Annotated in this window: 18 protein-coding genes and 1 pseudogene; 8 read left to right on the top strand and 11 right to left on the bottom strand. The window is 46.3% G+C overall.

Annotation, left to right across the window (positions count from 1 at the left end; genetic code table 11):
* Positions 1 to 140 precede the first annotated feature (140 nt).
* Positions 141 to 701, top strand: a complete 561-nt coding sequence (locus tag MIC7113_RS20685; RefSeq protein ID WP_015184133.1) for a single-stranded DNA-binding protein — start codon at positions 141 to 143, stop codon at positions 699 to 701.
* Between the two features lie 235 nt (positions 702 to 936).
* On the opposite strand, the gene MIC7113_RS20680 is transcribed toward MIC7113_RS20685, so the two are convergent.
* On the bottom strand, positions 937 to 1,266 hold the full coding sequence (locus tag MIC7113_RS20680; RefSeq protein ID WP_015184132.1) for a hypothetical protein: 330 nt from the start codon (positions 1,264 to 1,266) through the stop codon (positions 937 to 939).
* A 494-nt stretch (positions 1,267 to 1,760) separates the two neighbouring features.
* Here MIC7113_RS20680 and MIC7113_RS34910 point away from each other — a divergent pair, with 494 nt between their 5' ends.
* A complete protein-coding gene (locus tag MIC7113_RS34910) occupies positions 1,761 to 2,054 on the top strand; it encodes a hypothetical protein (protein ID WP_015184131.1) in 294 nt (97 codons plus the stop codon).
* Between the two features lie 617 nt (positions 2,055 to 2,671).
* On the opposite strand, the gene MIC7113_RS20675 is transcribed toward MIC7113_RS34910, so the two are convergent.
* From MIC7113_RS20675 to MIC7113_RS20655, 6 genes and pseudogenes are all read right to left on the bottom strand, one after another.
* Entirely contained in the window at positions 2,672 to 3,991 is a 1,320-nt protein-coding gene (locus MIC7113_RS20675; protein WP_015184130.1) for a serine hydrolase, read from the bottom strand.
* A gap of 256 nt (positions 3,992 to 4,247) precedes the next feature.
* On the bottom strand, positions 4,248 to 4,589 hold the full coding sequence (cutA, locus tag MIC7113_RS20670) for a divalent-cation tolerance protein CutA (RefSeq protein WP_015184129.1): 342 nt from the start codon (positions 4,587 to 4,589) through the stop codon (positions 4,248 to 4,250).
* Between the two features lie 25 nt (positions 4,590 to 4,614).
* On the bottom strand, positions 4,615 to 4,872 hold the full coding sequence (locus MIC7113_RS36720) for a hypothetical protein (protein WP_015184128.1): 258 nt from the start codon (positions 4,870 to 4,872) through the stop codon (positions 4,615 to 4,617).
* Positions 4,873 to 5,517: 645 nt separating this feature from the next.
* Positions 5,518 to 10,965: a PAS domain S-box protein gene (locus MIC7113_RS20665; protein ID WP_015184127.1), complete on the bottom strand. Its 5,448-nt coding sequence runs from the start codon at positions 10,963 to 10,965 to the stop codon at positions 5,518 to 5,520.
* Between the two features lie 3 nt (positions 10,966 to 10,968).
* A complete protein-coding gene (locus MIC7113_RS20660; RefSeq protein ID WP_155898065.1) occupies positions 10,969 to 11,154 on the bottom strand; it encodes a hypothetical protein in 186 nt (61 codons plus the stop codon).
* 149 nt (positions 11,155 to 11,303) lie between these two features.
* Positions 11,304 to 11,792: pseudogene (locus MIC7113_RS20655) on the bottom strand (metal ABC transporter solute-binding protein, Zn/Mn family); the annotation flags it as partial.
* A gap of 115 nt (positions 11,793 to 11,907) precedes the next feature.
* Here MIC7113_RS20655 and MIC7113_RS20650 point away from each other — a divergent pair.
* From MIC7113_RS20650 to MIC7113_RS20640, 3 genes are all read left to right on the top strand, one after another.
* On the top strand, positions 11,908 to 12,438 hold the full coding sequence (locus MIC7113_RS20650; RefSeq protein WP_041781082.1) for a tetratricopeptide repeat protein: 531 nt from the start codon (positions 11,908 to 11,910) through the stop codon (positions 12,436 to 12,438).
* Positions 12,439 to 13,015: 577 nt separating this feature from the next.
* Positions 13,016 to 15,781: an adenylate/guanylate cyclase domain-containing protein gene (locus MIC7113_RS20645; RefSeq protein WP_172642252.1), complete on the top strand. Its 2,766-nt coding sequence runs from the start codon at positions 13,016 to 13,018 to the stop codon at positions 15,779 to 15,781.
* Between the two features lie 228 nt (positions 15,782 to 16,009).
* Positions 16,010 to 16,843, top strand: coding sequence for a DUF3153 domain-containing protein (locus MIC7113_RS20640; RefSeq protein WP_015184124.1), 834 nt, complete (start codon positions 16,010 to 16,012; stop codon positions 16,841 to 16,843).
* Between the two features lie 199 nt (positions 16,844 to 17,042).
* Here the strand turns inward: MIC7113_RS20640 and MIC7113_RS20635 are convergent, their stop codons facing one another.
* The 3 genes from MIC7113_RS20635 to cysS all read right to left on the bottom strand — a co-directional run bounded on the left by MIC7113_RS20635 (position 17,043) and on the right by cysS (position 19,627).
* Entirely contained in the window at positions 17,043 to 17,687 is a 645-nt protein-coding gene (locus MIC7113_RS20635; RefSeq protein WP_015184123.1) for a Fic family protein, read from the bottom strand.
* Between the two features lie 21 nt (positions 17,688 to 17,708).
* Entirely contained in the window at positions 17,709 to 18,062 is a 354-nt protein-coding gene (locus MIC7113_RS20630; RefSeq protein WP_015184122.1) for a hypothetical protein, read from the bottom strand.
* Between the two features lie 101 nt (positions 18,063 to 18,163).
* Complete coding sequence (gene cysS / locus MIC7113_RS20625) at positions 18,164 to 19,627, bottom strand: cysteine--tRNA ligase (protein ID WP_015184121.1); 1,464 nt, start codon at positions 19,625 to 19,627, stop codon at positions 18,164 to 18,166.
* 335 nt (positions 19,628 to 19,962) lie between these two features.
* On the opposite strand from cysS, the gene MIC7113_RS20620 reads away from it, so the two are divergent.
* The 3 genes from MIC7113_RS20620 to dtd all read left to right on the top strand — a co-directional run bounded on the left by MIC7113_RS20620 (position 19,963) and on the right by dtd (position 25,979).
* On the top strand, positions 19,963 to 21,093 hold the full coding sequence (locus MIC7113_RS20620) for a CobW family GTP-binding protein (protein ID WP_015184120.1): 1,131 nt from the start codon (positions 19,963 to 19,965) through the stop codon (positions 21,091 to 21,093).
* 711 nt (positions 21,094 to 21,804) lie between these two features.
* A complete protein-coding gene (locus MIC7113_RS35510; RefSeq protein WP_015184119.1) occupies positions 21,805 to 25,419 on the top strand; it encodes a PAS domain S-box protein in 3,615 nt (1,204 codons plus the stop codon).
* 104 nt (positions 25,420 to 25,523) lie between these two features.
* Positions 25,524 to 25,979 (top strand): D-aminoacyl-tRNA deacylase, encoded by a 456-nt coding sequence (gene dtd / locus MIC7113_RS20610; RefSeq protein WP_015184118.1) that lies wholly within the window; start codon positions 25,524 to 25,526, stop codon positions 25,977 to 25,979.
* 127 nt (positions 25,980 to 26,106) lie between these two features.
* On the opposite strand, the gene MIC7113_RS20605 is transcribed toward dtd, so the two are convergent.
* Positions 26,107 to 26,721: a CP12 domain-containing protein gene (locus MIC7113_RS20605; protein WP_015184117.1), complete on the bottom strand. Its 615-nt coding sequence runs from the start codon at positions 26,719 to 26,721 to the stop codon at positions 26,107 to 26,109.
* Positions 26,722 to 26,807 lie beyond the last annotated feature (86 nt).

Below are 26,807 nucleotides of genomic sequence, written 5' to 3'. Positions count from 1 at the left end.
ATGGGACTTGTAGATTAAGGGGGAGATGGTTCACGGCTTGCCATTGAGTGCCAAGCAACCAGTGCGACTCACAAAGCCATGCCATGTAGAACTTCTCGCCTAGCAGGTCGATCACCAAGAGCGCCAAGGAGGATTTCACGATGAATAGCTGCATCTTGATGGCACAAATCATTCAAGATCCAGAGCTCCGTTACACGGCTGATAGCCAAACCCCTATCGCCCAGATGCTGGTGGAGTTTCCCAGTCAACGGGCTGAAGACCCACCTGCACGGTTAAGAGTGGTCGGTTGGGGGAATTTGGCTAATTCCATTAAGGAAAACTATGCCGTGGGCGATCGCGTCGTCATTGAAGGTCGATTAGGCATGAATACCGTTGAGCGACCAGAAGGGTTTAAGGAAAAACGAGCGGAATTGACCGTTTCCCGCATTTACAAACTGGGCGCTGACACTTTATTTGAACCTCATATCGCTGTACCGGCGACAACCTCTGAGGCTCCAGCCCCTGTTTCTTCTCCAAAATCCAATAATGTGGTAGTTCCTTTAAGGTCACCCCGACAATCAGCACCGATGTCGAGTACTAGCGATTTGGAGAGAGACTACACGTCTTCAGTGACGGAGCCAACTTATGAAACCCCGACCATTCGCACTTCAACCACTCCAACTCCAGATAGCTCACAAGATTTAGATGATATTCCCTTCTAGGCGAATGACGTGAAACAAGCTAGGGCATATTTGCCTAAGTTAAATTTAGCGTACTCACCCGTTAAATTCCCTTAAGAGTAGCACCGTTAATCGTGTCACGATTGAGCTGGCAAACAGACCCTAGTCAAGTTTGCTAAGGCACTAGTGCAGCGCGGCTAAAATACCACACCCGTTCAAAAAAGTCAAAAAGCTTACTGTACAACCAATATCCTTTCTGCCTCCTGCCTCTTGCCTCCTATCTTATTCCTTCTTGCACTAAGCTATTCTGAAGATAAGTCAACTCGGAAGGGAGTAAGCTGGTGCAACAACTAGGGAAGATTGCACAATGATCATCTAATGTCGCCTCATCTTCAAAGATGACCCCGACAAAACCTACTCGGAGACATGTTTCGTCGCGATTATGGTATTGCATGTCGGGATGTTCGGCATTGTACTCTACTCTCCAAACCTCCTGAGCTAACTCTTCTTCGAGTTCCGAGTCCCGTACAGGAGTTTGTATGAGCCAATCTAGTTCTGCTAAGTCAAACATTGGGATTTGATTACAGTAAAAAATTTCAATGCCCATACTTAAGCTCCCTGTATAAATAGATGCAACCCATCAGTCGTTATCAAGTTTCCTCCCCTTGAAAGGGTTCTTGACCTTTGTCTTTAGCTTTTAGCAGAGCGTGGTGGACAAGAGCAACTCCTTCAGGACTGTTTTTTGTATCTGGTAATTATTCAACCCTCTCCTGCTCTCTTTTTCCATGGGTTGCACCAGAGGAGTTCCGATAAACGCGGCTTCAGAGATGGGACGCTGCAAGAATCCTTCTACATCATCTTAAATCCTCACCCCCCGTTACAATTCTTATTCTTTTCTTGAGCCGTGTCTGATGTCGAACACCCATGCTTAAATCTAGGTGTGATCGCTGCAACGCGAAGACTAAACCAAAAATACTTTAGTGCTTCAGTTGTACTTTTATCCACGCAGTGAACCTGAATCTTACTGTAGCTTATTGCAAAAACTTATGAATTAAATTAATTTAATTGATATTCTTTGGTTCCTCTACCAACAATCAAGCTATGTTTCAATTGCTATACCCCCTGGTTCACGCCATCCAGCCTTATTTGGTGCCGATATGCTTTTGCCTAACGTGGGGGTTAATGCTTCTCGTCGGTTTAACGATCTGGTCAACGATTACACACAGCGTTGCGATTGCCAAACGGATGCATCAAATTCCTTGTAGCCAGTGTCAGTTTTTCACCGCAGATTACCGCCTGAAGTGTACGGTGCATCCTTCTGTAGCAAATACCGAGTCCGCTATTAACTGTTCTGATTATTGTCCACACAATAGCCGAGTGAGTACAACGTGGTGAATGTTGCTCCACATTCAACTTATAGCTAATCAAGCGTCTCCTCCATCGGGGCGCTTTTTAAATTTTATGCTTAAGCTTTAAAACAACAACAACACTCAATCTTGAATACTAAGTGATTTCCTTTCTTAAGTAATTTTAAATAGAGTTGCACTGAGTAACATCGTCAAGTGCATCGCTCTCCATTCACTAACTTAGGAAATATTAGCGTTACGTTGAGTGTTGATGTTGTTTGTTGATGAGACAGACTTTAATTGAAACAGCGTTTTTTACTCCTTTAATCTAATGTGGACTGCGCTGTAGTATCTGTCAGAGAAGCCTTTCAGCTTCAATTACTAATTTACCACTCCCTATTCAAAGCAGAAGCAAATGAAACGTAAGTTTACTTTTAAAGGGTAATATTAAGCTGTTGTGGATTGAACGGGCATGGTTCAAATGAGTAAAATGCTTATCACAAAAGCCATTTCTGCTCTTGAGACTGGTCAATTAGATGAATGTTAGTTTATTAATATTCCGTAATAAATTCAAAGTACAAGGCTGTCTGTAGGACGTTCTTTTGACATTTTTGATGAGAAAAGTAGTAGGGTACATTCTGGCGCACCCTACTTGCAGTAATCGTTTCAGCGTGCTGAGGAATTCATGGGAAGTCCTGCTGTTTGATGATCCAGATAGTTATAGACGGTTTGGGAAACTTGACGGATAAAATCTCGCCCCCTGACATCTTTATAGGGGCGTCTGACAAAAATACCCGCCAAATAGCGCTTGCCATTGGGCATCTCAATCATTCCCGCATCTCCGATCAGAAAACCGATGTCTCCAGTTTTGTGAGCAATCTCAGCACCAGGAGCCAAACCGGCAGGTAGCAGCGTTCTTGTTTTGGTATTGCGTAATATTTCTAAAGCCTGCTCCCGGCTGGATGGAGCCAGTAACTTCTGATTCGCAACCAGTGTTAGTAACCGCACTAAGTCTTTAGGACTGGTGGTATTAGTGCCTTTAAAATCACCGAGCATATTGCGGATCACCGTATCCTTCAGTCCCCAACTCTGGAAACGCTGATTGAGTTTTGCTCTTCCGCCTAAGCGATCGATGATCATATTGGTAGCGGTATTATCGCTAATTGTAATCATCTTGGTCACCGTCTCTCGGATACTGAACTTCTTCCCTGCTCGTTGGTACTGCATCGTTCCAGAGCCGTTCGTCATCAAGTCCCGCCGCATCACTAGGGTTTCATTCAGGTTGACTTTCCCCTCGTCTAAAGCCTGGAAAAAGGCAATTAGGATGGGTAACTTGATGGTGCTGGCGGCGGGAAAAACGCGATCGCCACTGATATCTAAATAGTTTCCCGTATCCAAATCTAGGAAAAACATACCCGTCTGGAGAAAACTATAGCGAGCCATCAACGCTTTAATTTGAGGCTCAAGTCCTGGCATTTCTTTCCCTAAAGAAACCACTCCGGCAAACCGTGTGGGAGGCGCTGGGGGTACAGCAATAACCTGCTGGGTTTGCCCAGTTGCTTCCGTTGAGCCAAATTGAGCAGGGTTATCCCCAGGAAGCCGCTCAGGAGTCGGTAACTGAAGACTCCAACGCGAGGAGGAATCTGCACGAACCTGGACTTTGTTGGGGTCTAAGGTGTAGCCGGGAGCTAATTCAACCACCATCCGGGTGGTTTGGGAGTCAACCTGTCCTAACCGTATCTCCTTAATCAAGGGGTCTGCTTGTTGATTGGTTTGAGAGCGTTTTAGGGTAATGTTGGGAAGATCAATCACCAGACGAGTTGGGTTCGTCATCAGAAAGACTCTGGGTTGAACCCCCTCATCCGTTGTCAAGTTGAGTTGACGAAGATTGCGATTGAAGTTCCAAGATTCTAAGCTACCTGCTTGAGCGGGAGCGCACAGCAAAAAAGTGCCCATTAAGCCGGGTAAGAGCCAGCGTAGTTTCACCAATATTGTTCCTTATTCCTGGGTCTGGGTTCTATCGATCAAAACGTTGATTACCAAAAATGCTGTCTTGACCGATTAAAGATTATTACTCAGATGAGAATCCTTCTGAAAAGTTTCTTTCGGTTGTGATCCTATAAACTCAGGACTGTCCTGGAATTTTCCAGGATGTGGGGGAAGTTGGGGAAGAAACAATAAGAATTTATTATCAATATTCGGCAAATGGCAACGTTGCAAGCTATACCCAATCGATATCTAATCAAGAATCAGCCGCTACATGACTGGAAATCCATTGCAAATAAGGCTCAGAACCCGCCACAATAGGCAATGCAATCATTTCGGGGACTTCGTAAGAGTGCAATTCTCGAATTTTGCTCTCTAATCGTGGGAATTGGGCTAATTCGGTTTTAATCACCATTTGCCACTCTTGTTCGTCCATCACTTGACCTTGCCAGGTATAGATGGAATGCACAGGCATGAGAGTGACACAAGCCGCTAGTTTAGCTTCAATTAAAGCTTGCGCGATCGCTTTTCCTTCTTCCTGGGAAGACGCGGTTACTAATACAACACCATAGCCTGTTGCGGCAGAATCACTCTCCATTGGTTGCCACCCAATTCCAAAACCTTCAGGATTGTATCAGCCTTGTGTATCCCATGAGCGAGTACCCCGATGTTGGATTGCTGTTGATGCCACTGGCTTGAATACATCTGAGGATATCATGCTCATACCAGTTAGAAACTGGATATTGTAATGGATTGAAGCCTGCCCTTTTACAAATCCAGCCTACTTGCTGTTTCCGCCATCGACTTAGCCAAGGATGGGAAATTTCCCAGGTGAAATCGGTTTTGGGGTCTGTAAAAATTAATCCTGTCTCTAATTGCATTGTTTTCAAACGCACTCTCTGGTTGCAATCAGATTTTAAGGAAGCTGGTAGAGAATATTAATCAACCTTTGGGTACACCCCTCAAGGATAGATTGAGTCAGATGTTTCTTACTATACAGATTATTGTGACATTCAACGAACGACCTCACAATCCTGAAAGCGTTTAGGGGTCATATCATGTCCGGCTAAACAGTTATCATTTCCTTCTGCCCTCTGCCCTCTGCCTTGTTGCCACCAGAGTGTAAGTATTCAACCGGACATGATATCAAACAGTAAATCAACAAAAACGCCTCAGACATGGCAAGGCTGACCAAGAGCTGAGGCGACTTTATAAATACAGGAATAGTTCAATAAGGAATTATAAAAACCGAAAGTGAAGAAGTTCTGAAGATTATAGCTGTTGCCATAAAGGTTAGGACAGATTTAATCGCTAAAATGACCACACACCAGTCATAAACCTTCTGTCCTCACGCGAGAGCTCCGGTCTGCCCTGGAGCGTTCTGCCTTTTGCTATGACTGCGCTTGTGTATAAAAAGCCTCAGACAAGGACAAGACTGACCAAGAACTGAGGCTGCAACGAAAATCACGAATAGTTCAAGAGAAAGGATAAAGATTAAAAGTGAAGAACTTCTGAAGACGGATAAGCTACTGACGTTGAGCTAGCTTGGTGACAAGAGCAACTAACTCGGCTGGCTCTACAGGTTTGGACAGATGGCTTTGGAAGCCTGCTGATAGCGCCTGCTGATAGTTGATTTCTCCTGCATAGGCGGTAAGAGCGATCGCCGGAATCTGTCCTCCTTGCTCTGGAGGTAAAGTTCTCACTTTTTGCATCAGCATATATCCATCCATCTCCGGCATCCCGATATCGCTCAATAGCACGTCGGGTACAGATTGACTTAAAGCCGCCAGTGCCTCACCTGCTGTGCCAACGGCTGTTACCTGTGCTCCATACTGTTCCAGCAGAAAGGCGACAAACTCCCGTGTATCGATATCATCATCGACGACTAAAATCTCTATGCCCTGCAAATCCAAAGATGGCTCAGGCTGTTCGCTGTCTTGATCGCTTTGGGGTGGAGATAGCAGGAGAGGGAGTCTCACCGTAAAAGTGGCTCCTTGCCCCTCACCCGCGCTATCTGCCTGAACGGTTCCTCCATGCAGTTCGACTAGGTGACGGACAATTGCCAACCCTAACCCCAGCCCGCCAAACTTGCGGGTGGTAGTGGCATCGGCTTGGCGGAAGTAGTCAAACACATGGGGTAGGAAGTCAACGGGGATACCCTTACCTGTATCACTGACAACAATTTGGGCATAAGAATCAATACGCTCTAGTTGGATATCCACCCTTCCTCCTGGGGGTGTAAACTTAATCGCGTTGGAGAGCAGGTTCCACACGACTTGCTGTAAGCGGCTGGCATCCCCTGAAACCTTGCCCACCTGGGGTTCAAGTTTTGTAGACATCTGAATGGATTTGGCTTCAGCCGCTAGACGCACTGTTTCCATCGCGGCCTGAATGGTGGATGTCAGAGCAACGGAAGTAATATTCAGGCTGAGCTTGCCTCGTAGAATCCGGGAGACATCGAGCAAATCTTCAATGAGTTCAGCCTGTAACTTGGCATTGCGTTCGATAGTTGCCAGGGCTTCAGCGGTTTTAGCGGCATCAAATTTTCGGGTTTGCAGTAATCTTGACCAGCCGAGAATTGGGTTGAGGGGCGATCGCAATTCATGAGAAAGTACAGCTAAAAACTCATCTTTAATCCGATTGGCTGTTTCCGCCGCACTTCGTGCCGCTTCGCTCTCAGCACGGGCTGCCTGTTCCCGTTTCAGGAGTTGCTCTCGTTCTTGTTCTGCTCGCTTGCGTTCGGTCACATCTAGCACAAGAGACAACACCGAAGTCATCCGGCCCAATTCGTCCCTGAGACTGGAGTTGTACCATTCACAGTGAACAATGTCGCCATCCTTGGTGTAATTGCGGTTGTACCCAACAATATGGGGTTCTTCACTGTATACAAGTCGTCTACAGACTTCAGCAACGGCTTCGGCATCCTCTTCATAGACAAAACGCAATTCTGTTAACTGTTTGCCAATGACTTCTTCAGCTTTCCATCCCAAGATGCGTTCTGCGGCAGCCGACCAACGTATGATCCGGAAGTCCCGATCCCACTCAACCACTGCCATCGGAGTGTTTTCGACATGAAAATTGAGTTTTAGTAGGGCTTGTCGCAAAGCCTCCTCAGCTCGTTTGCGCTCCGTAATATCCTGAAAAACGACAACCGCCGCAATAATCTGTCCCTTGCTGTCCAAAATTGGGGCTGAGTTCGCATTCATGACAATGTGGCTACCATCCCCCCGCTGTAATTCAATTTCTTCGTTAGTGATAGTTTCACCGGTTTGCAGCGAGCGCATCAGGGGATAGTCTTCGGGGTTATAAAGTTGACCGTCTGAACGAAAGCCTTCAAAAGGTACAATTTGGTTATATTCTGCCAGTTGGATCGATTGTTCGTAATCATAACCAACAATTTGTTTAGCTTGTTCGTTGGTCAGTACCAATTTACCCGAAGCCGCGTCTGCAATCATCACACCCGCAGGCATCTGACGTAATACCGCCTCAAATCGGGCACGTTCGATCGCTAATTCTTGGAGCAGCCGTTCCCGCTCGGCTTCGGCTTGCTGGCGTTCGCGCAGCGCGGCTTTTTGTTCGCTGATATCCAATACCACAGAGATTGCAGACTCCGGTTTCCCAGATGCATCGCAAATCGCTGCCACGTAGTTGCTCACCCAAACTTCAGAACCATCTTTGCGAATATAGCGCTTCTCGAGCGCATAGCTCTCTCCTCTTGTTACCAAGCGATGGAAAAGCTCCATGTTGTAGGGCAAATCCTCCGGATGAGTGATATCTTGCTTCCGCTTATGTAGCAGTTCTGCCATGGGATAACCCACGATATCGCAATATTTTTGGTTGACTAGTACAAACTGAGCGGTCAAATCCATTTGTGCAATCCCTACGGTTGCCTGATTGACAATCACGCTAAACCGCTCCTCACTAGCGCGGAAGGCTTCCTGGGTTCGTTTGAGGTCGGTAAGGTCGGTAATCATCGCAAAAAACCCTCGGACTTCTCCTTGGGCATCAATGTCAGGAATATATTGCCGACGAACATAGCGGGAACCTCCGTCTCGAAAGGGCACCCAGAGTTCGCTCGTGACCGATTCTCCTGTTAAGGCTTTCTCAATATCAGAGCGTATATACTGATATGCGGTTTCACCGACAAATTCTTCCACGCGCTGACCGATTATTTCTTCTACAAGTTTTCCAAACCAACGAGTAAAAGCGCGGTTGGCGAAGCGATAACGGCAATCGCGGTCAACATAGGCAATCAGAGCCGGAACGGTATCGGTAATGAGTTGCAATTCCGCTTCTCGTTGTTGTAAAGCCTCCTCTGCTTGTTTGCGATTAGTAATATCAGCAACAAAAACAGACAACCCATCCGCTGAAGGATAGATCCGATTCTCGAACCACCGATTCAATGATGGGTAAAAGTATTCAAATTGAATAGGAATTTGCTCGGCTACGGCACGCTGCACTTCAATCTGAAACTGGCTACCGATTGTGTCGGGATATAATTCCCAAATGCTTTTACCCAGTAGTTCTTCTCGGCTTTTGCCGGTGACTTCCACAACCCGGTCATTGGTGTATGTATAACGCCAATCTTGATCCAAGGCTAAAAACTGATCCCTAATTCTGGATAGTACGTTTTCCAGAGTATCCTTGGCAGACTGTACCTCAGCGCGTAACACCTCCTCCCGACTGGCTGCTTCCTGACGCATCTGAGCCAGTTTCAGCGATGCCTCGACCCGCGCCAGCAGTTCGCGAGCTGAAAAGGGTTTAATCAGATAATCATCCGCTCCAGCTTCCAGCCCTTCGATGCGAGACTTTTCTCCAGCACGGGCAGACAGGAGAATGATGGGGATTTCGCGGGTACGTGGGTCATCCCGCAGCGATCGCAACAACCCCAAACCATCTAACCTTGGCATCATTACATCTGTCAAAACTAGATCTGGAGTTCGCTCATGAATCCTGGCTAAAGCAGCAATCCCATCCCCCACGGTTTCCACTTCATACCCTTGAGTGACTAACAGGCGTTTTACATAATCACGCATATCTGCGTTATCGTCAGCCAAGAGAATATGGGCAGAGGGAACACAAGAGTTCAAGGACACAGGATAAACCTCTCTTCCCGGCTCCCCGGCTCCCCTACTTCCCGGCTCCCCGGCTCCTTCCGGTAGCCAGCGCAAGGCTTCTTCCACATAGGTTGCAGCCCCTATTGCTGTTGAGGCCAGGGTGCGAGGTGTACTAATACGTTCTTTGGGAATGTGGGCGTAGCCGGTGGGAATCACGACGGTAAAGCAACTCCCGCGATCGACAACACTACTCACTTGAATCGTACCGCCATGCAGTTTAACTAATTCTTGTACTAACGATAGACCGATGCCTGAGCCTTCATAGGTTCGTCCCCTTGCCCCTTCCACCCGATGAAATCGCTCAAACAAGTGGGGCATCTCTTCGGCAGGAATTCCGGTGCCGGTGTCTCGGACTTCTAACTCAACATGGTCATTTGCCCAACCCAAGGCAACGGTAATTTCTCCCTCCCACGTGAACTTAAACGCATTGGAAAGTAGGTTAAGAACAATCTTTTCCCACATTTCCCGGTCTACATAGACGGGTTCAGGGAGTGGAGGGCACTCCACACAAAGACGCATTCCAGCCTGTTCGATCGCACAGCGAAACATGCCTGCTAAATCCGCTGTGAACATCGCCAAATCCGTTGGCTCATATACCGCCTGCACTCGTCCGGCTTCAATGCGGGAGAAATCTAACAGCGTATTCACCAGCTTCAGCAAGCGCAGGGAGTTGCGGTGAGCGGTTTCGAGGTGAGAGCGTTCGCTGGGTAAGAGTCTGGCTGAATTGGCTAGCATCTCTTCCAAGGGACCGAGCATCAAGGTAAGCGGAGTGCGAAACTCATGACTGATGTTGCTAAAGAAGATGGTTTTGGCGCGATCGAGTTCAGCCAAAGCTTCTGCCCGTTTGCGTTCTTCCTCATAAGCTTGGGCGTTGGCGATGCTGGCGGCAATCTGAGCGGCAACCAAATCAATGAATCCGCGATAGTTATCGTCGAAGAGTCGAAACGGATTCAAACCGACAATTAAGATACCCGCTTGTCCGGTTTGCCCGGAGGGTGCGATCGGTACAACGACGGCCTGATGAGGCGGACGCTGCCAAGCCCCCATGGGCAGGTTACCAAACAAGGCTTCCAAATCAGCAACCAGGCATGGCTTGTGCATGGCGATTGCTTCTGCAAAAGGCCAGGGCGAATCGGAATCGAGAGCGATCGTTTCAGGGACTGCGGCGTGGGTGCGATCGATGCCCGATGTCCCAGTCAGAACAACGCACTTCTGGCCCGGATCGACCAGATAAATCATCGCAAAGGGTAAGTCGTAAGGATTGGTTTCCAGACATTTTGCACTCCGTGTGCAGGCGTCATCAAAGGTTCGTGCGTCTGCTGTCTTCGCTGCCAATTCCCGCAAGAGTGACAACTGTCGCTCGCCGATGATCCGCTGCGTATCATCCGTGTTGGCGCAGATGATGCCACCTGTTCCCCCCTGATCGTTAGGAACCGGACTGTATGAGAAGGTGTAATAGGTTTCCTCTGGGTAGCCGTTGCGCTCCATGATTAGCAGCAACGCTTCGTCGTAAGTCCCCTCATTCTTGAGCATTGCGGATTCTGCCCTAGGCCCGACCTGATCCCAAATCTCGCGCCACACCTCAGACGCTGGTTGCCCCAGTGCTTTGGGATGTTTGCCGCCGACAATGGATTTATAGGCGTCGTTGTAGAGGTTAATCAGTTGCTCACCCCACCAGACGAACATGGGTTGGCGGGAGGTGAGCATAATCCGCACCATCGTCTTTAGGCTTTGTGGCCATTGATCGACGGAACCTAAGGGGTGACGCGACCAGTCGAGCGATCGCATCATAGCACCCGTTTCCCCTCCCCCAGCGAAGAGCTGTTCTAGTGCGATTTCCTCTCCCTGCTGAGTCACAGCCTATGCTCCTCGGTGAAAATAAATGTGAGAACGTCGGGATGCACACAGGGGAACAAAGAGTTTCATCACAATGTTGGTGTAATCGCGTTCTTGGGCGTCTAACTGGGTGGCGAATTTAATTGGCGTCCGTCCCAAATCCTGTCGCAGTTTTTGAAATGAGTTACCGATATCTAGTTCCCATCCCACCACAACTATGGTTTATGCATCACTCGATCGTCCCTAATGTAGATAGAGTATGCGATTTTTGGCTTAAACTGGCTATTTCAAAGGAAGGATCTTTCGCTGGATGAGAGTAGGGGGGCTGGGGAGGGGTTTTTCGGATTGATGCAAGAGGTCTATTGAACTTGAAAAGCTGTGTACTTGCCTCCGAGTCCTTCAACGATTGCCTGAGTATTGGCAATAAGCATTTTTTCGTAAGTGTCAGCATTGGTTCCCTTTTCGCCGAGTCCGTCAGCCAATAGTTTTTGCTCTGAAACCTTGACGTTCGCTTCTCTGGCAACCGTTTCTATTAGCTTCGGGTTAATGGTTGCTTCTGCAAAAATTGTCGGCACATTTGCTCGCTTAATTTCACCGACCAATTCTTTTACCCGTCCTGCTGTTGGTTTTTCTTCGGTACTGATACCCTGCAAAGCCCCTTCTATGGGAATTCCATAAGCGGTGGCGTAATATCCCATGGCATCATGGGTGGTGACTAACTTACGCTGTTGGGTGGGAATCGTGCTAATTTGCGATTGAATCCAGGTATCGAGTTGGGTGAGTTCACGGGTCATTTTCTCAGCATTGCGGCTGTAGGTGTCTGCCCGGTTCGGAGATATCTTGTCCAAAGTTGCATTCAAACCTAGTCGTCGAGATATCCAGATTGAGTGATGCACGGTGTCTTGAGAACGATGACAATAAAACTAAAGCAGTTTGACGTGAGTGGATTGGCAGAGTCGAAACGTGAGTTCAGAAAACAAAGAAAAATTCCAAATTGAGTATCAAGCCGGAAAAGTTGCCTTTGAACGGGGTGAGTATCGTGCATCTGTTAAGCATTTAGAAGCCGCCTGTGCTTTGATGAATCGAACCTCTCGGTTAGGGGGAGAGGCGCAGATGTGGTTAGTGACGGCGTATGAAGCGGCGGGGAAAAAGCCGGAAGCGATCGCGCTTTGTCAACAACTGAGTCGTCATCCCGATACAGAAACGCGCAAAGAAGGTAAACGCTTACTCTATATTCTGCAAGCGCCTGAGCTCAAACGACCGGCAGAATGGATGACGCAAATCCCGGACTTAGGCGCGATCGCAGAAAGTTCTCCTGAAGATCGTCGCGGCAGCCAAAGTGCGAGTGGTAGTAGCAAACGCGACCGCAAAGACAAACTTGAACCAGAACCCATTGACCTGAGCCAGGTCAATACCAAAGATAATCAATTTATCTGGGTGGCTCTGATTGCGTTGATTCTGACCGTAGGAGGGCTAATCTGGCTCGGAGTTTGAGGCTGAAACTCGGTGAATCACTTCAGTGGAGAGTTAGCTGGTGAGAACCTGAAAAGATGCGTCGCTGAAGCTTTGTTGACCGTTTTGGAGAGAGAATTGAGGCATTCCCCTGCGCTCTCTCTCCCAATTCCTATCAGCTATCTTGTTAGACTTATAGTCTTGGAGCCAGTTGATAGTCGAAATGATTTTGGTCGAGACCCTATATAAGGTGAACAGGAACTCATGGCTGTATAATTTTATTTTTTGTATAAGCAACTACTTTTTGAGTTTGACTCAGGGTGCCTGTGAAGATTTTTCCTCTTACTCACGTTTAAGAGTTGAAATGGTCTAGCCATACATTCAGGAAGTTTGATGATTTTTGTAAGCTATATTCATGAAATTACAATCATCAAAAGCCATTAATGCTCAAAGTTTTTAATCATAATATTGACTGTTTTTTAATTTATCATTTAACGGCTAGCCAGCTTTACTGACGTGAGGGTTGAGAGGGATACAGGGAAAGAGATATTCCCTTTCCCAATAAAAACGAATAACGTCATCAGGTATGCTCAAACGGCTTTTAAAAAATACAAAAAACATGCAGTTGCGCCTCCTCTTAGTGCTGCCTTTTGTGTTGCAAATCTTTATTGCTGTCGGAGTCATCAGCTACCTCTCTATCCGTAACGGACAGCAAGCCGTCAATGAAGTAGCCAGTGAATTAAGTCGTGAAATCGGCGATCGCATCCAACTTCGCCTGCAAACTTACTTAGAAATTCCCCATCAGGTTAATCAATTCCATGCAGATGCTATCGATTCGGGATTAGAAAATTTAGATAATCTTCCTACACTGGATCGCTTCTTGTGGAGACAAATCCATAAATTTGATACCTTGACTTCTATTAATATTTCTACTCCCAACAAAGGATACATTGGTATTATTCGACGAGAGGATGGCTCAATTACCATCGGTATCACCGATAAAACCACAGGACGTCACCAAAGTTGGGCGACGGATCACCAAGGAAACCGCACTAAAATTCTGCGAACTAACCCGAATAATCAATATTGGGAACAACCCAGATATCAGGCCGCACTCAAGGCGGGTAAACCAACTTGGACAGAGATTTCCTTAAGTTCTAATCCGGCGTATCTTAGAGTTTGGGCGACGCAACCTGTTTACGATCCAAGGGGTAAGTTATTAGCCGTTACGAGTTCTAGTCTCAGCTTATCACAAATTAGTCAGTTCCTCAGGGGCTTGAAGATTGGCCAGACTGGACAGACTTTTATTATGGAGCGCAATGGACGGTTAATTGCCACTTCAACCTCGGAAGAACCTTTTTATCTCCCCCAAAATACCCAAAAACCTGAACGGTTACTAGGGGTAAATAGCACCAATCCTTTAACTCGTTCTACCGCCAAATATTTAGCCGCTATCTTTAGCAACTTTACCCAAATTAATAGTAGTCAGTCACTAGAGTTTCAGCTAGAAGGGAAGCGACAATTTCTCCAAGTGATCCCATTCCGAGACGTTGGCGGACTGGACTGGATAGTGGTGGTTGTTGTTCCGGAATCAGACTTTATGGAACAAATCCATGCCAACACCCGCATGACTATTCTGCTGTGTTTTTTGGCGTTAATGTTGGCACTCTTGCTGGGCTTGATTACCTCTCGCTGGATTACTCAGCCTATTATTCGGCTAAGTGCAGCCTCTAGGGCGATCGCTAGAGGAGAATTAGACCAATATGTTGAAGTACAGGGTGTTGGCGAACTGAGGGTATTGGCGACTTTTTTCAATCAAATGGTTGTTCAATTGCGCGAGTCTTATAAAGTCTTAAAGCAGACGAATGAACAGTTAGAAAGTCGTGTTGAAGAACGGACAGCCGCGCTCCGTTTATCTGAAGAAAAGTTCGCATTATCTTTTCGTTGTTCTCCTCACCCCATTGCCATTACTACCCTGCTTGATGGATGCTATATCGAGGTCAATGAAAGCTTCTTACACCTGTGTGGATATGAGCTTCAAGAGGTAATTGGTCATACCACTCATGAGCTTCAGATATGGGCGAATCCAGAAGAGTACACCTGGATTATTCAGTGGCTAGATGTTGAGGGAGCTGTGCGGGATTGGGAAGTCCGTTTTCGCACCAAGTTGGGAGAAGTGAGAACGGTGCTACTCTCCGCTGAAAAAATTGAGTTGGCTGGAGAAGTTTGCCTGCTTTGTATTGGGAATGACATCACCGAACGCAAGCTGATGGAAAAAGCGTTGAGAGAACAAAAAGAGTATCTGCGCTTGATTTTGGATAATATTCCGTTGCAAGTCTTTTGGAAAGATGCCAACTTAGTTTTCCTCGGTTGTAATCAAAACTGGGCAAAAGCGGCTGAGATTAATCATCCGGAAGCTGTAGTGGGTAAAACAGATTACGATGTGCTGCCGAACCGGGAAATAGCAGACTTATTCCGTGTTCAAGACCGTCGTATTATGGAGACGATGACACCAGAATTACATATTGTGGCATCCAAGCCAAGACCCTCAGCCGATGGGCAAACGGTTTGGCTCGATATCAGTAAAATTCCCTTGCAGGACTCAACAGGAAAGGTAATTGGCATCCTGGGTGTTGTGGAAGATATCACCTTACGCAAAAAGGCAGAGGAGGCGTTGCGGGTAGAACAAGAAAAGTCAGAGCGATTATTACTTAATATTTTACCCAAAGCGATCGCGGAACAATTAAAACAGAACCTCTGGAACTTTCGGGAAAATGGTTTTGCTAAGTCCAATGGTGCTATGTTGATTGCCGAGCAATTCGATGATGTAACAATTATGTTTGCAGATATCGTCGGTTTTACCCCTCTTTCTGCCCGCATCTCGCCACAAGCACTCGTCAACTTGCTGAATGAGATTTTTTCTACCTTTGATGAATTGGTGGAAAAACATGGTTTGGAGAAAATAAAAACGATTGGGGATGCCTATATGGTTGCGGGAGGTTTACCGATGCCCAGAGAGGATGATGCCGAACCCATGACTAATGGGGATATCGCTTCGCGTACCGCCCAAATGGCACTGGATATGCAAACAGCAATTACCCAATTTGAAGCCGACAAAGGGGAACCGTTTCAGATTCGGATTGGCATTAATACGGGGCCGGTTGTAGCCGGTGTGATTGGCATGAAAAAGTTTATCTACGATTTATGGGGTGATACCGTTAATGTGGCGTCCCGGATGGAGTCTCAAGGAATGCCGGGACGAATTCAAGTTACAGCTACTACCTATGAACGTTTGCAGAATCAGTATTTATTGGAAAAGCGGGGAACTATTCCCGTTAAGGGTAAGGGGGAGATGACGACTTATTGGCTGATTGGCTCTCGCTGAGAGAATATCATCTCATTCCCAGTTACGTTCCAAGATAGGAGATCAGTTGGATGGGGAGATTGGAGGATTGGGACATGGCGGGAAAGATCAAGTACTCGGTTTGAGTACAACTGTATATCAATAGATCCAATCCACCCGTTCCTACAGTAATCTGGTACCGAGAAGGCTGTAATTTAAATCAACTCAATCAACTTAAAAGATTTACTTTTAGCGTCAGGAGAAAGATTTGTGAAACCAGCAATTGTCAATTTATTGCCGTTTTGGCGTCAAATTTTAGGGCGCTTACGGGTTCTCTGGGTGATTTTGCTGCCAGCGCTGCTACTTTCTGGCTGTGTTGAATATGATGTCGGAGTCAATTTCCAGGGTCAGCATCATGGCGCAATTGTGCAGCATATCAAATTAGGGGAACAGTTGACCAGCTTTAGTAACGAACAGGCGCAAGAATGGCTCAAAAGTATTGAGCAGAGGGCACGTCAGCTTGACGGGAAAACCCAGCGTCTTTCTGAGCAAGAAGTTAGGGTGACGATTCCGTTTAGCAATGGTACGGAATTAGAGTCAAAGTTTAATCAATTTTTTAACCCGACAGCGAAGAAAAAGTCTCCTGCTAAGGCGGGTGTGCCGCTCGATTTACCCAGTTTAGATTCTAAATTCTATTTGAATCAGGGCAACTGGTTCTTCGTGCAACGAAATCATTTAATCTACGACTTAGATTTGCGATCGCTCGGTGTTCTCTCCAGCAACGGAAATGTAATTATTAGCCCTAGTTCTCTGTTAGATTTGCAGTTTAGTTTAGAGACACCTTGGGGAGCACGCAGCGTGACTCAGGGAGAGAATGCTATCCCCCTAGCTGTCTATGAAAATGGCCATCAGCTCGTGTGGAAACTCCAACCTGGACAGATGAATCATTTAGAAGCTGTCTTTTGGCTTCCGAGTCCTTTGGGTGTGGGGACTGTGGCGATTGTACTGTTGGTTTTGGGTGGCTACTATCTCAAGTACAAAGCTTTTCCCTGGACAATGACTCAACCTGTTGCCTCGCCTACTTTGTCCAAGGTGCAGGAATGAGATCAATGGTGTTTTCAGGGCTTATATTACCAATCATTTTCTTAATTAGAAGAGTTTAATGCGTTGGCATTGGAATACTAGATTTTTTTAACGCAGAGGTAGCAAAGGTTCACGCAGAGGGGCGCAGAGTTTTTGTATTCCAATCTCTGTTCATTCCGGTGTCAACGGAAATAATATTAGAGGGGGTGATAATATCAATTCAACCTGCAATGCACATCAAAATATAATTTTCTAATGCCTGTTTATTTCCTTTGCGATATTCGGTAATTGCCCAAGCGTATAATGGGTGATTAGGTCGAGGTTCAATCGGAAATTGTTTGAGCCAATAACCATACTTGCCTAAAATAGTCCAGAGAATAAATCTGGCAATGTGTCCGTTCCCATTGGCATAGGGATGCACTCGTAGCACTTCATCAAAAATCCCACAGGCAAAGGCTACTGTATTGAGCAGTTTATCTTCGGGTGAAATTTGAGTATCCGGGAGTTGATGGGTTAACTCTAATACTTTCATTCCTTCTCGAATCCACTGAGCAATTTTCTCCATTCTCTGTTCAACCAGAAAAGGAGGAAAACCAACATCTAATCCTTCTGTTGAACCAACATAATATTCTTTTAAGCAGGGGAAGTCTTCGCCGCGATAATGACCAGCATAGTAAATAGATTGCCTGGGTACTAAAAGGCTGAAAAGATATCCATGAATGGGTCGTGTGTCAGCCGCGATTTCTATAAAATCTAGGGTTTGCTGGTAGAGCTGAACGACGATATCTTCTGTTCTTTCCTTTAGGATGATCTCCCGTTTGGGATGATCGGCATATTCCCAAGCTGGACAATCAGGAGGATGCATCCGGTCTATATTAAAGCAGAATTAATCAACAGCACCTGCAATATCATCAGCGAGAGTTTTCGCGAGAGTTTTCATGTCTTCTGGTTGGCGATTCCTTAAGGAAATGAGCGCTTTTTGGGCAAGTTTGTGTTGGTGATTTGAACAACAAATGGGTTGAAAAGAATGGAGTTGTTTTATAATCTCTGGAACCTCTTCCTTGAGTGGCTTCAGTCGAGAAGAAATGGTTGTGGAGGGGTGACTACCGAATTTTCTGGGATAAATTCTTCTGAGACTGACTTTGGTATCGAAGTTTTGATGATTTTGGCGAGAAACTTTGATGTAACTAATACCTAAACGATGGGCAAAATCATTCTCTGGACTAAAATTCCTACGCATAATTTAAGCTCCTAGGCTGGTGTAGCATTTTGTTCGCTTTATAGCGTTAATTCTGGCACAGAGTCATCATTAGGGCACGACATTGTCATGCCCCTACACCGTTAATCACGATGCCAAATTGTGACACCACCGGGCTTATCGATTAAGGTAATGCCTTTGGCTTGCAGTTCGTTGCGGATGCGATCGCCCTCAGCAAAGTTCTTGGCTTTCCGCGCATCCGCACGCTGCTGAATGAATGCCTCAATCTGGGTATCACTTAACCCATCCGCCGATGCCTCCTCTACCTCTGGTTGTGCTGCCAAACCCAGTACCTCTGCCAGAGTTACCAGTGTTTGCCACAAAACCTCCAACTCTTGCGGCGAGGTTTCAGTTTTCCCCTCATGCACCAGGAGATTCCCCTCGCGGCGTAAGTCCTTCGCCACTTCAAACAAAACCGCTAAACCCCCAGCAAAATTTAAGTCATCATCGACTGCCAGATTAAATCGTTCCACCAAGGCCGATTGTAGGGGTAAATCACTGTTCGCCCGGACGGCATCTGGCATCCAACCCAATCGCATACCATATTGCTCACCAAATAGCAAGCCATCCTTCAGGGTATTCCACCCATTGGTAGCGGACTCTATGGCATCATCGGAAAAATCAATCGGCTTGCGGTATTGTGCCATCAGCACAAACAGCCGCACCGCCATGGGGTCAACCGGTCTATCCAACAAATCTCGAATCGTGATGAAGTTGCCTAAAGACTTCGCCATCTTCTCGCCTTCGACTTTCACCATCGCGGTGTGCAGCCAGTAACGGGATAGGGGTTTACCGGTTACCGCTTCAGATTGAGCGATTTCATTCTCATGGTGAGGGAAAATCAAATCGGCTCCACCGGTGTGAATGTCAATGGTTTCACCCAGTTGTTCCCGAATCATCGCTGAGCACTCAATATGCCAACCCGGACGACCGGCACCCCAAGGCGATTCCCACGCCGGTTCCCCTGGTTTTGCCGCTTTCCACAGCGCAAAATCACTGGAGTCTTTTTTCTTAGATTCCTCCTCTTGTACTTCCACCCGTCCGCTTGCCCCCGCGAGCATGTCTTCTAACTTGCGTCCGGAAAGCTTGCCATACTCTGAGAATTGACGCACCGCATAGTAGACATCGCCCCCTGCTGGGTAGGCATAATTTTTCTGTTCTAAGTCGTAAATTAGCCGTTTAATCCCATCCAGGGTGTGTGTAGCTCTGGGATAAGCATCGGCTTTTTTCACATTCAGCCGCTCCATATCCTCAAAATAGGTCTGGATGAAGCGCTCTGAAACTTCCTCCATAGAAGTTCCCTCCTGCCGCGCCCGGTTGAGGATTTTATCGTCAATATCGGTAAAATTCTGCACATACTGAACGTCATATCCGCGCCATTGCAGATAGCGTCTTGCCGTATCCCAAACGATGCACGTTCTGGCATGACCCAAATGGCAATAGTCATACACCGTGATGCCGCAGCAATACATCCGTACTTTGCCAGTTTCCAATGGTTCAAAAGGTTCTTTGCGACGAGTCAGGGTGTTGTAAAGATTTAAAGTCATGACACAGTAAAAAGTGAAATCAGTACTCAGGATAGATCGGCAATAATGGGGGAGGCAGGGATATTGGTAAAACGAGGATATGGCATCGTTCTCAATCAGCCCAGCCTCCTGCCCAGAACCGCCCGGAAATCACTTTCCGAGCTAATCGCCTAAATCCACTTTAGTGGAACACAAGAACTCTATTTTGTCCTCTGGGGAAGCTTGGGCGATCAGCTAGGGATTAAATTATCCCTGACGGATAGGGGTGCAAGACCTCGGCTAAAACTCTCCCGCCGATGTAAATTGCCTCTATACGCGATTCTCTCTATATTCTGACTCTTTCAGACAGCGACGTTATGCAATCAGCAGTTAGTTCCGAACAATCTCAGCCAATGGACGCCCCGAAACATGGCTTGCCGGTCACGATCATTACCGGTTTTCTCGGTAGCGGCAAGACCACTCTGCTCAACCACGTTTTGACGAATCAGCAAGGTCTGAAGACGGCTGTGCTGGTGAATGAGTTTGGTGAAATCGGCATTGATAATGAACTGATTGTCACCACCGACGAGAACATGGTGGAACTGAGTAATGGTTGTATCTGCTGCACGATTAATAATGATTTAGCAGAAGCCGTCTACAAAATCTTAGAACGCGAAGACAAGATTGATTATCTGGTAGTAGAAACGACGGGTTTGGCTGACCCTCTACCTGTCGCGCTGACCTTTTTGGGGACGGAATTGCGAGACTTGACTCGTCTCGATTCCATCGTCACGGTGGTGGATTGCGAAAATTTCAGTCTGGATTTATTTAACAGTGAAGCTGCCTATAGCCAGATTGCTTATGGTGACATCATTCTCTTGAATAAAGTAGACCTGGTGGATGAAGCGGCTGTCGATGCCCTAGAGGTTAGGATTCGCGAAATCAAAGCCGGTGCGCGAATTCTCCGCACGACCAAATCTCAGGTACCCTTGCCTTTAATTCTCAGTGTCGGTCTGTTTGAAACGGATAAGTATTTTGGGTCAGAAGCAACGGAGCAGGCTCATGAGCATCATGACCATGAGCATCACGACCATGAGCATGGCCCGGATTGTGAGCATGAGCATCATCATCATGACCATGACCATGACCATGACCATGACCATCATCATCATTCCAATCACCTAGAAAATGATGGATTTACCTCGCTTTCTTTTGAAAGTGATAAGCCTCTTGCTATCCGGAAGTTTCAGTATTTCCTCGACAATCAGTTACCGTCCAATGTTTTCCGGGCGAAGGGAATTCTGTGGTTTGATGAGAGTCCGCATCGCCATATCTTCCACCTCAGTGGTAAGCGGTTCACGATTGAAGATGATGAATGGAACGATAAGCCCAAGAAAAGCCAACTGGTTCTGATTGGTCAGGATTTGGATCACCAGACGTTGCGGACGCAAATTGAAAAATGCGTTTGTTTACCGTCCCCCAATCGTGGTAAGGGGTTTGGAAGATAATTTTTAGTCCTGCGTTTGGCCTTGTAGGGACGTACATCTGTGTGTCCCTACAGCCGGTATATTGGCTCAATTTAACTGAGAATCCATCATAATCCCAGAATAGTCATCCTAAATTGAGCTAACTTTTTCCAACCTTGTCCGACAGTCATCGGAAAGTTAACAACCCCAAAATCGAGTTATTATTAGCATTCTATTCGCTTAATAACTTATATCTAAAGCAGTATATTACAGGATCAGATCTCCTATCCCTCCTCCCTCGATTGTGTTCCTGAATACTCAGCACCGAAACACTTATTTTTTGAGGGGGTCTAGTACAAGAGTATAAACAGAGGATAAGATTTGAACAGACGTTTGTTAGGGGTCGTCTACAGTAACTGGCTCTTTCTAGGAGAGTCGAAATTTAAAATGCTTTATATAGCTGACAGTTGCTTTATTTAAAACCCATCAAGGGAACGAATGAAGCTATGGAGACAGCCAACCGATAAGAAGGCGATTTAAGTTTAGGGAAATAATAAACTTGAGGTGCTGATTGACTGACACAACTTCCCGAAGAGTAGTCAATTCAGCCTTATAGATTGAGCTTTGAAGCGTAAAAATTATTACGTTGTAGGGGTGCACGGAGATTCTAGCAGTAAGACTTCCTCCAAATTTTTTAGCCAGTTAAGTTTAATCGTGTACTTGCTATCTACCTAATTCTGAGAATTAGCCATTATGACATCAACGCTGAAGCCAACGCTCAACCGTGATGCTTTCAGAGTTCTCCTGGTTGAAGACAACCTAACTGAGGCACAACGGCTTCAAGAGGTACTTCTAGAAGCTCAAGGAGAAAATATACTCTTAACCCATGTTAAGAGTATCACTGAAACGATAGAAGCGTTGAGTCAGGAGAATTTCGATGTTGTTTTATTCGATTTATCACTTCCTGAACGTAATGATCTACATCCCCTTGCTAGAGTTCACGAATACATTAGCTCTCCCAAAAACGGGGCGTGTCCTGCCATTATTGTGATCATAGAAGACGATGATCAAACGCTCGCTCTCCAATGCCTTAGTGCCGGAGTACAAGATTTTTGGAAGAAAGGGAAACTAAGCCATATTCCCTTGATGAATTCCTTACGTTATGCAATCGCCAGACGGGACGCGATCGCCTCTGTTGCCCATCAAAAAATGCGAGAAGCTTTGTTGAGAAATCAAGAGGAATATCAGTGTGTAATTTCCGATCTTCCAGAGGTGATTGATCCACCTGAACCTCAACCGTCACAACAAGAATTCGTCAGCCAAGAAGAACAGCGTTTTTTTACCCTTTCCCTCGATTTACTCTGTATTGCGGGTGTTGATGGCTATTTCAAGCAATTGAATCCGGTTTGGGAAACCACCCTTGGCTATACAATCTCCGAGCTGCTCAACCAACCTATTCTTAAATTGGTTCATCCAGACGATCGAAAAGCTAGCCGACGAGCGGTGCAAAAACTCAAAAATGGTAGCATTCCCTCGCTGAAATTTGAAAACCGTTTTATCGGTAAAGATGGTTCTTATCGGTGGTTTTCCTGGACAATGGTGTCTTTTTTTCAAGAAGGTTTAATCTATGCCGTTGCCCGTGATATCACAGAGCGTAAGCATTCAGAAGCAGCCTTACAAAGCAGTGAAGCACGATATCGTACCTTAGTCAGCAATATTCCTGGTGCTGTCTATCGCGGCAAGTGTGATGCTGATTGGACGATAGAATTTTTTAGCCAAGAAATTGAGCGGATTAGCGGTTATCCGGCTTCAGATTTTATTGCTAATTACAAGCGAAACTTAACCAGTATTATTTATCCGGAAGATGTTGAATCGGTCAATTGTGCAATTCGGGATGCTTTAGGAACTAAACAGCCCTTCTCTTTGGAATACCGAATTATTCATAAGAATGGCAGCATTCGATGGGTTTATGAAAAGGGGCATGGTATCTTTAAAACTAAAGGAGAACTACTCTGTCTAGATGGTGTTATTTTTGATATCACCGAGCGCAAACAGGCTGAAGCAGAACTTCATCGCACTCAACAATTCCTCAACTCTTTGCTGGATAATTTGCCTGTGGGCGTGTTTGCCAAAGAGGCCCAGAAATTGCAATTTGTCTTCTGGAACAAAACCCTGACTGAACTGATTGGCTACAGTGCAAATGAGGTGATTGGCAAGACTGATTCTGATTTATTTTCAGCCGATCATGCGAATTTCTCGAAGGCTCAAGATCAAGAAGCCTTTTTAATAGGCAAGCTGATTGATAACCCCGCAGAACCGATTCCTACCCATCGGGGGCAACGCATCTTTCATGTCAAAAAAATTCCGATCTTTGATGAAGTTGGTAGACCCCAATATGTATTAGGAATTGCAGATGATATTACTGAGCGCCAACAGACCATTGATCGTCTACGCCTCCTAGAACGAGCGATCGCAGCATCCAGTAACGGCATTGTGATTACGGATGCCACTGACTCTAATCATCCGTTAGTTTACGCCAATCCTGGATTTGAGCGAATTACGGGTTACTCGGTAGAAGAAGTGATGGGTCAAAATTGTCGCTTCTTGCAAGGAACGGATCGAGAGCAACCGGCTCTGACTGAACTGCGAACAGCGCTGCAACAGGAGCGAGAATGTCGGGTTGTGTTACGGAACTACCGAAAAGACGGCTCTTTGTTTTGGAATGAATTCTCCATCTCCCCAGTGCGAAATAGCGCTGGAATTTTAACTCATTATATCGGCGTTCACCGGGACATCACCGAACTCAAACAGGCAGAAGCAGCATTAAGGCAGCAAGTGTTGCGAGAGCACTTGGTAGGGGCGATGCGATCGCGTATTCGCCGCACCCTGAACCTAAAAGAAGTCCTAACAACGGCAGTGGAGGAAGTGCGGCAGTTTCTCCAAACAGATCGAACAGTCATTTACCGCTTTTACCCGGATTGGAGTGGGGTGATAGCGGTTGAGTCCGTTGGCGAGGATTGGACACCCCTGTTCGGACTGGACATTCAAGACAACTGCTTTGCCCAAAACTATACCTCCCAATATCAACAAGGTCGGATTCGAGCGGTCGATAATATTCATCAGGCGGATTTGAGGCAGTGCCATATCGATCTCCTCAGCCAGTTAGAGGTTAAAGCCAACCTGGTGGTTCCTCTATTGCAAGGAGAAACATTATGGGGACTGCTGATTGCTCATCACTGTAGGGATTCCAGGGCGTGGGACTCCTTTGAGATCGAGTGTCTCAGCCAGCTTTCTGTACAATTAGCGATCGCTATCCAGCAATCCACCCTCTTTGAACAAGCGCAAACAGAACTCCTGGAACGCAAGCGAGTTGAAGAGAACCTGCGGCGAAGTGAAGCGCGAGAACGGAAACGAGCCAAGCAACTGTTAATCGCACTACACGACCTGAAAAACGCCCAAACTCAGTTAGTGCAAACTGAAAAAATGGCGAGTTTGGGTCAACTCGTGGCGGGTGTTGCCCATGAAATTAACAATCCCACCAGCTTTATCTCCTGCAATGTTGCCCCAGCGCTGGGATATACCGATGACCTACTGAATCTGATTTCTCTTTACCAAAAGTACTATCCGACGCCTCCTGCCGAAATCGAAAACGAGATTGTCGCGATCGACCTAGATTTTATTAAAGAAGATTTTCCCAAATTGCTGCGTTCCATGCAAAAAGGAGCCTCGCGCATTCAAGAAATTGTCCTATCTCTGCGGAACTTCTCGCGTCTTGATGAAGCTGAACGCAAGAAAGTTGACCTTCATCAGGGAATTGATAATACCTTGATGATTTTGCAAAACCGTTTGAGAGAACAGTCCAGTCGAGCGGCAATTCAGGTGATTAAAGAATTCGGTAGCCTTCCCTTGGTGGATTGCTACCCTAGTGAGCTAAATCAGGTATTTATCAATATTTTGAGTAATGCCATTGATGCCCTTGAATGCAGGATGAAAAAAGATGCTTCTCTAACTCCTCAAATTCGGATTTGTACGCAAGTTTTGAGCAGCCGGAAAAGAACAGGAAACAGTCAAAATTCTCAGGGTCAATGCCCAATAACCCACTCCCCCTGCTCAATTGCTAAGGGTCAATTTCCTATTCCCTTCACTGACAAGGTTGTGATTCGCATCGCCGACAATGGTATTGGTATTCCAGAAAATGTTAATCTGCGTGTGTTTGACCCGTTTTTTACCACCAAACCCATTGGCAAGGGTACGGGTTTAGGGTTGTCGATTTCCCACTCTATTGTGGTGAAGAAACATAAAGGTGAATTATACTATCACTCACCTGATGGACAAGGAACAGAGTTTGTGATAGAGCTACCGTTTTAATGGTATTTTATTGAGCGATAAAGGATAAAATTCTTGCCATTACCCATTACCCATTACCGAAAATTACATAGTTTGACCTTTGATTAGTGCAGAACGTAAGTTTTATGCGTGTTATCATCCAACGAGTTAAATCTTCTCAAGTACAAGTCGGCAATGTCGTGATTGGCAAAATCGGGAAAGGATTGAATCTCTTGGTAGGGATTGCCAACACAGATACCGAAACAGAACTCAACTGGATGGCGCGAAAATGCCTGGATTTACGGCTATTTCCGGGTGATGAAAGTATTGCTGACCGTTGGGAAAAATCGGTTCAGGAGATTGGAGGTGAACTCTTAGTCGTCAGTCAGTTTACTCTCTACGGTGACTGTCGTAAAGGACGCCGCCCTTCCTTCTCTCAGTCAGCCGCGCCTGATGTCGCACAACAGCTCTACGATAAGTTTGTTGAGACGTTACGGCAAAGTGGTTTACGAGTAGAAACAGGACAGTTTGGAGCCATGATGCAAGTCTCCATTGAAAATGATGGCCCTGTGACGCTACTTTTAGAACGAGAGCATGATTAGGGGATTTCTAGCTTTGGTAAGGTGATTAAAATCAGGGAATAAGTAATGAGTAATGAGTAAACTTTTTTTCCATTACCTATTACCTATTACCCATCTTTATTGGTAGCTGTGATTGAGCCAAATACCATTAATTGTCATAAATTCGAGCTTCTAGTGCCTCTGGATATTCCTCGCAATACTCATCAAAGGCTGTTTTGTCAACCTTCTTGGCTCGTTGATGTGCCGCTTCCGCTTGCATCTCCTCCACAGCATCCCAAGCCGCCGCACATTCCGGAGAAGCCGCCCCTTTCTGGGTACAAATGGTGCGTGCGTTCTCAATGGCCTCCTGGATTTTGTCCGCAAAGACAACTTCTTTGGGTTGCTCCACGAAGTCACTCTTGGTGAGAATATCGGTTACTGAAATAATGCCGAGCAATTTATCTGTGATCACCGGAGCGCGTCGGATGCCGCTATTGGCAAACAATCGCGCTACATATTCCACACCGAGGTCAGGATTGACCACAATGCAGGGCTTTGTCATAATTTCGTAAACCCGTACCGTCTTGGGGTCTTTGCCAAACGCTGCCACTTTGTATACAATATCGGTCTCGGTCACAATCCCGTAGGCATCTTGGTCGTGGCGGCGCTCCACAATTAAGGCTCGTAAGCCCTTCTGTTTCATCAAATCTACGGCCTGAGCCACTGTCGCCGCACCGCGAATGGTGACTACATCCTTGGTCATGATGTCTGCTGCTTTCATCATGGTCTGTACCCTAGAATCCCTTATTCTATTCGTCGTTTGTTCGTGGTCAAGGGGACTGAGGAAAGTCACTAGGAAAATATACTTAT

Origin of the sequence: Allocoleopsis franciscana PCC 7113, assembly GCF_000317515.1 — a bacterium.
Classification (GTDB): Bacteria; Cyanobacteriota; Cyanobacteriia; order Cyanobacteriales; family Coleofasciculaceae; genus Allocoleopsis; species Allocoleopsis franciscana.
The sequence above is the reverse complement of the archived record's forward strand: the minus strand, read 5'-3'. Positions and strand labels throughout refer to the sequence as shown.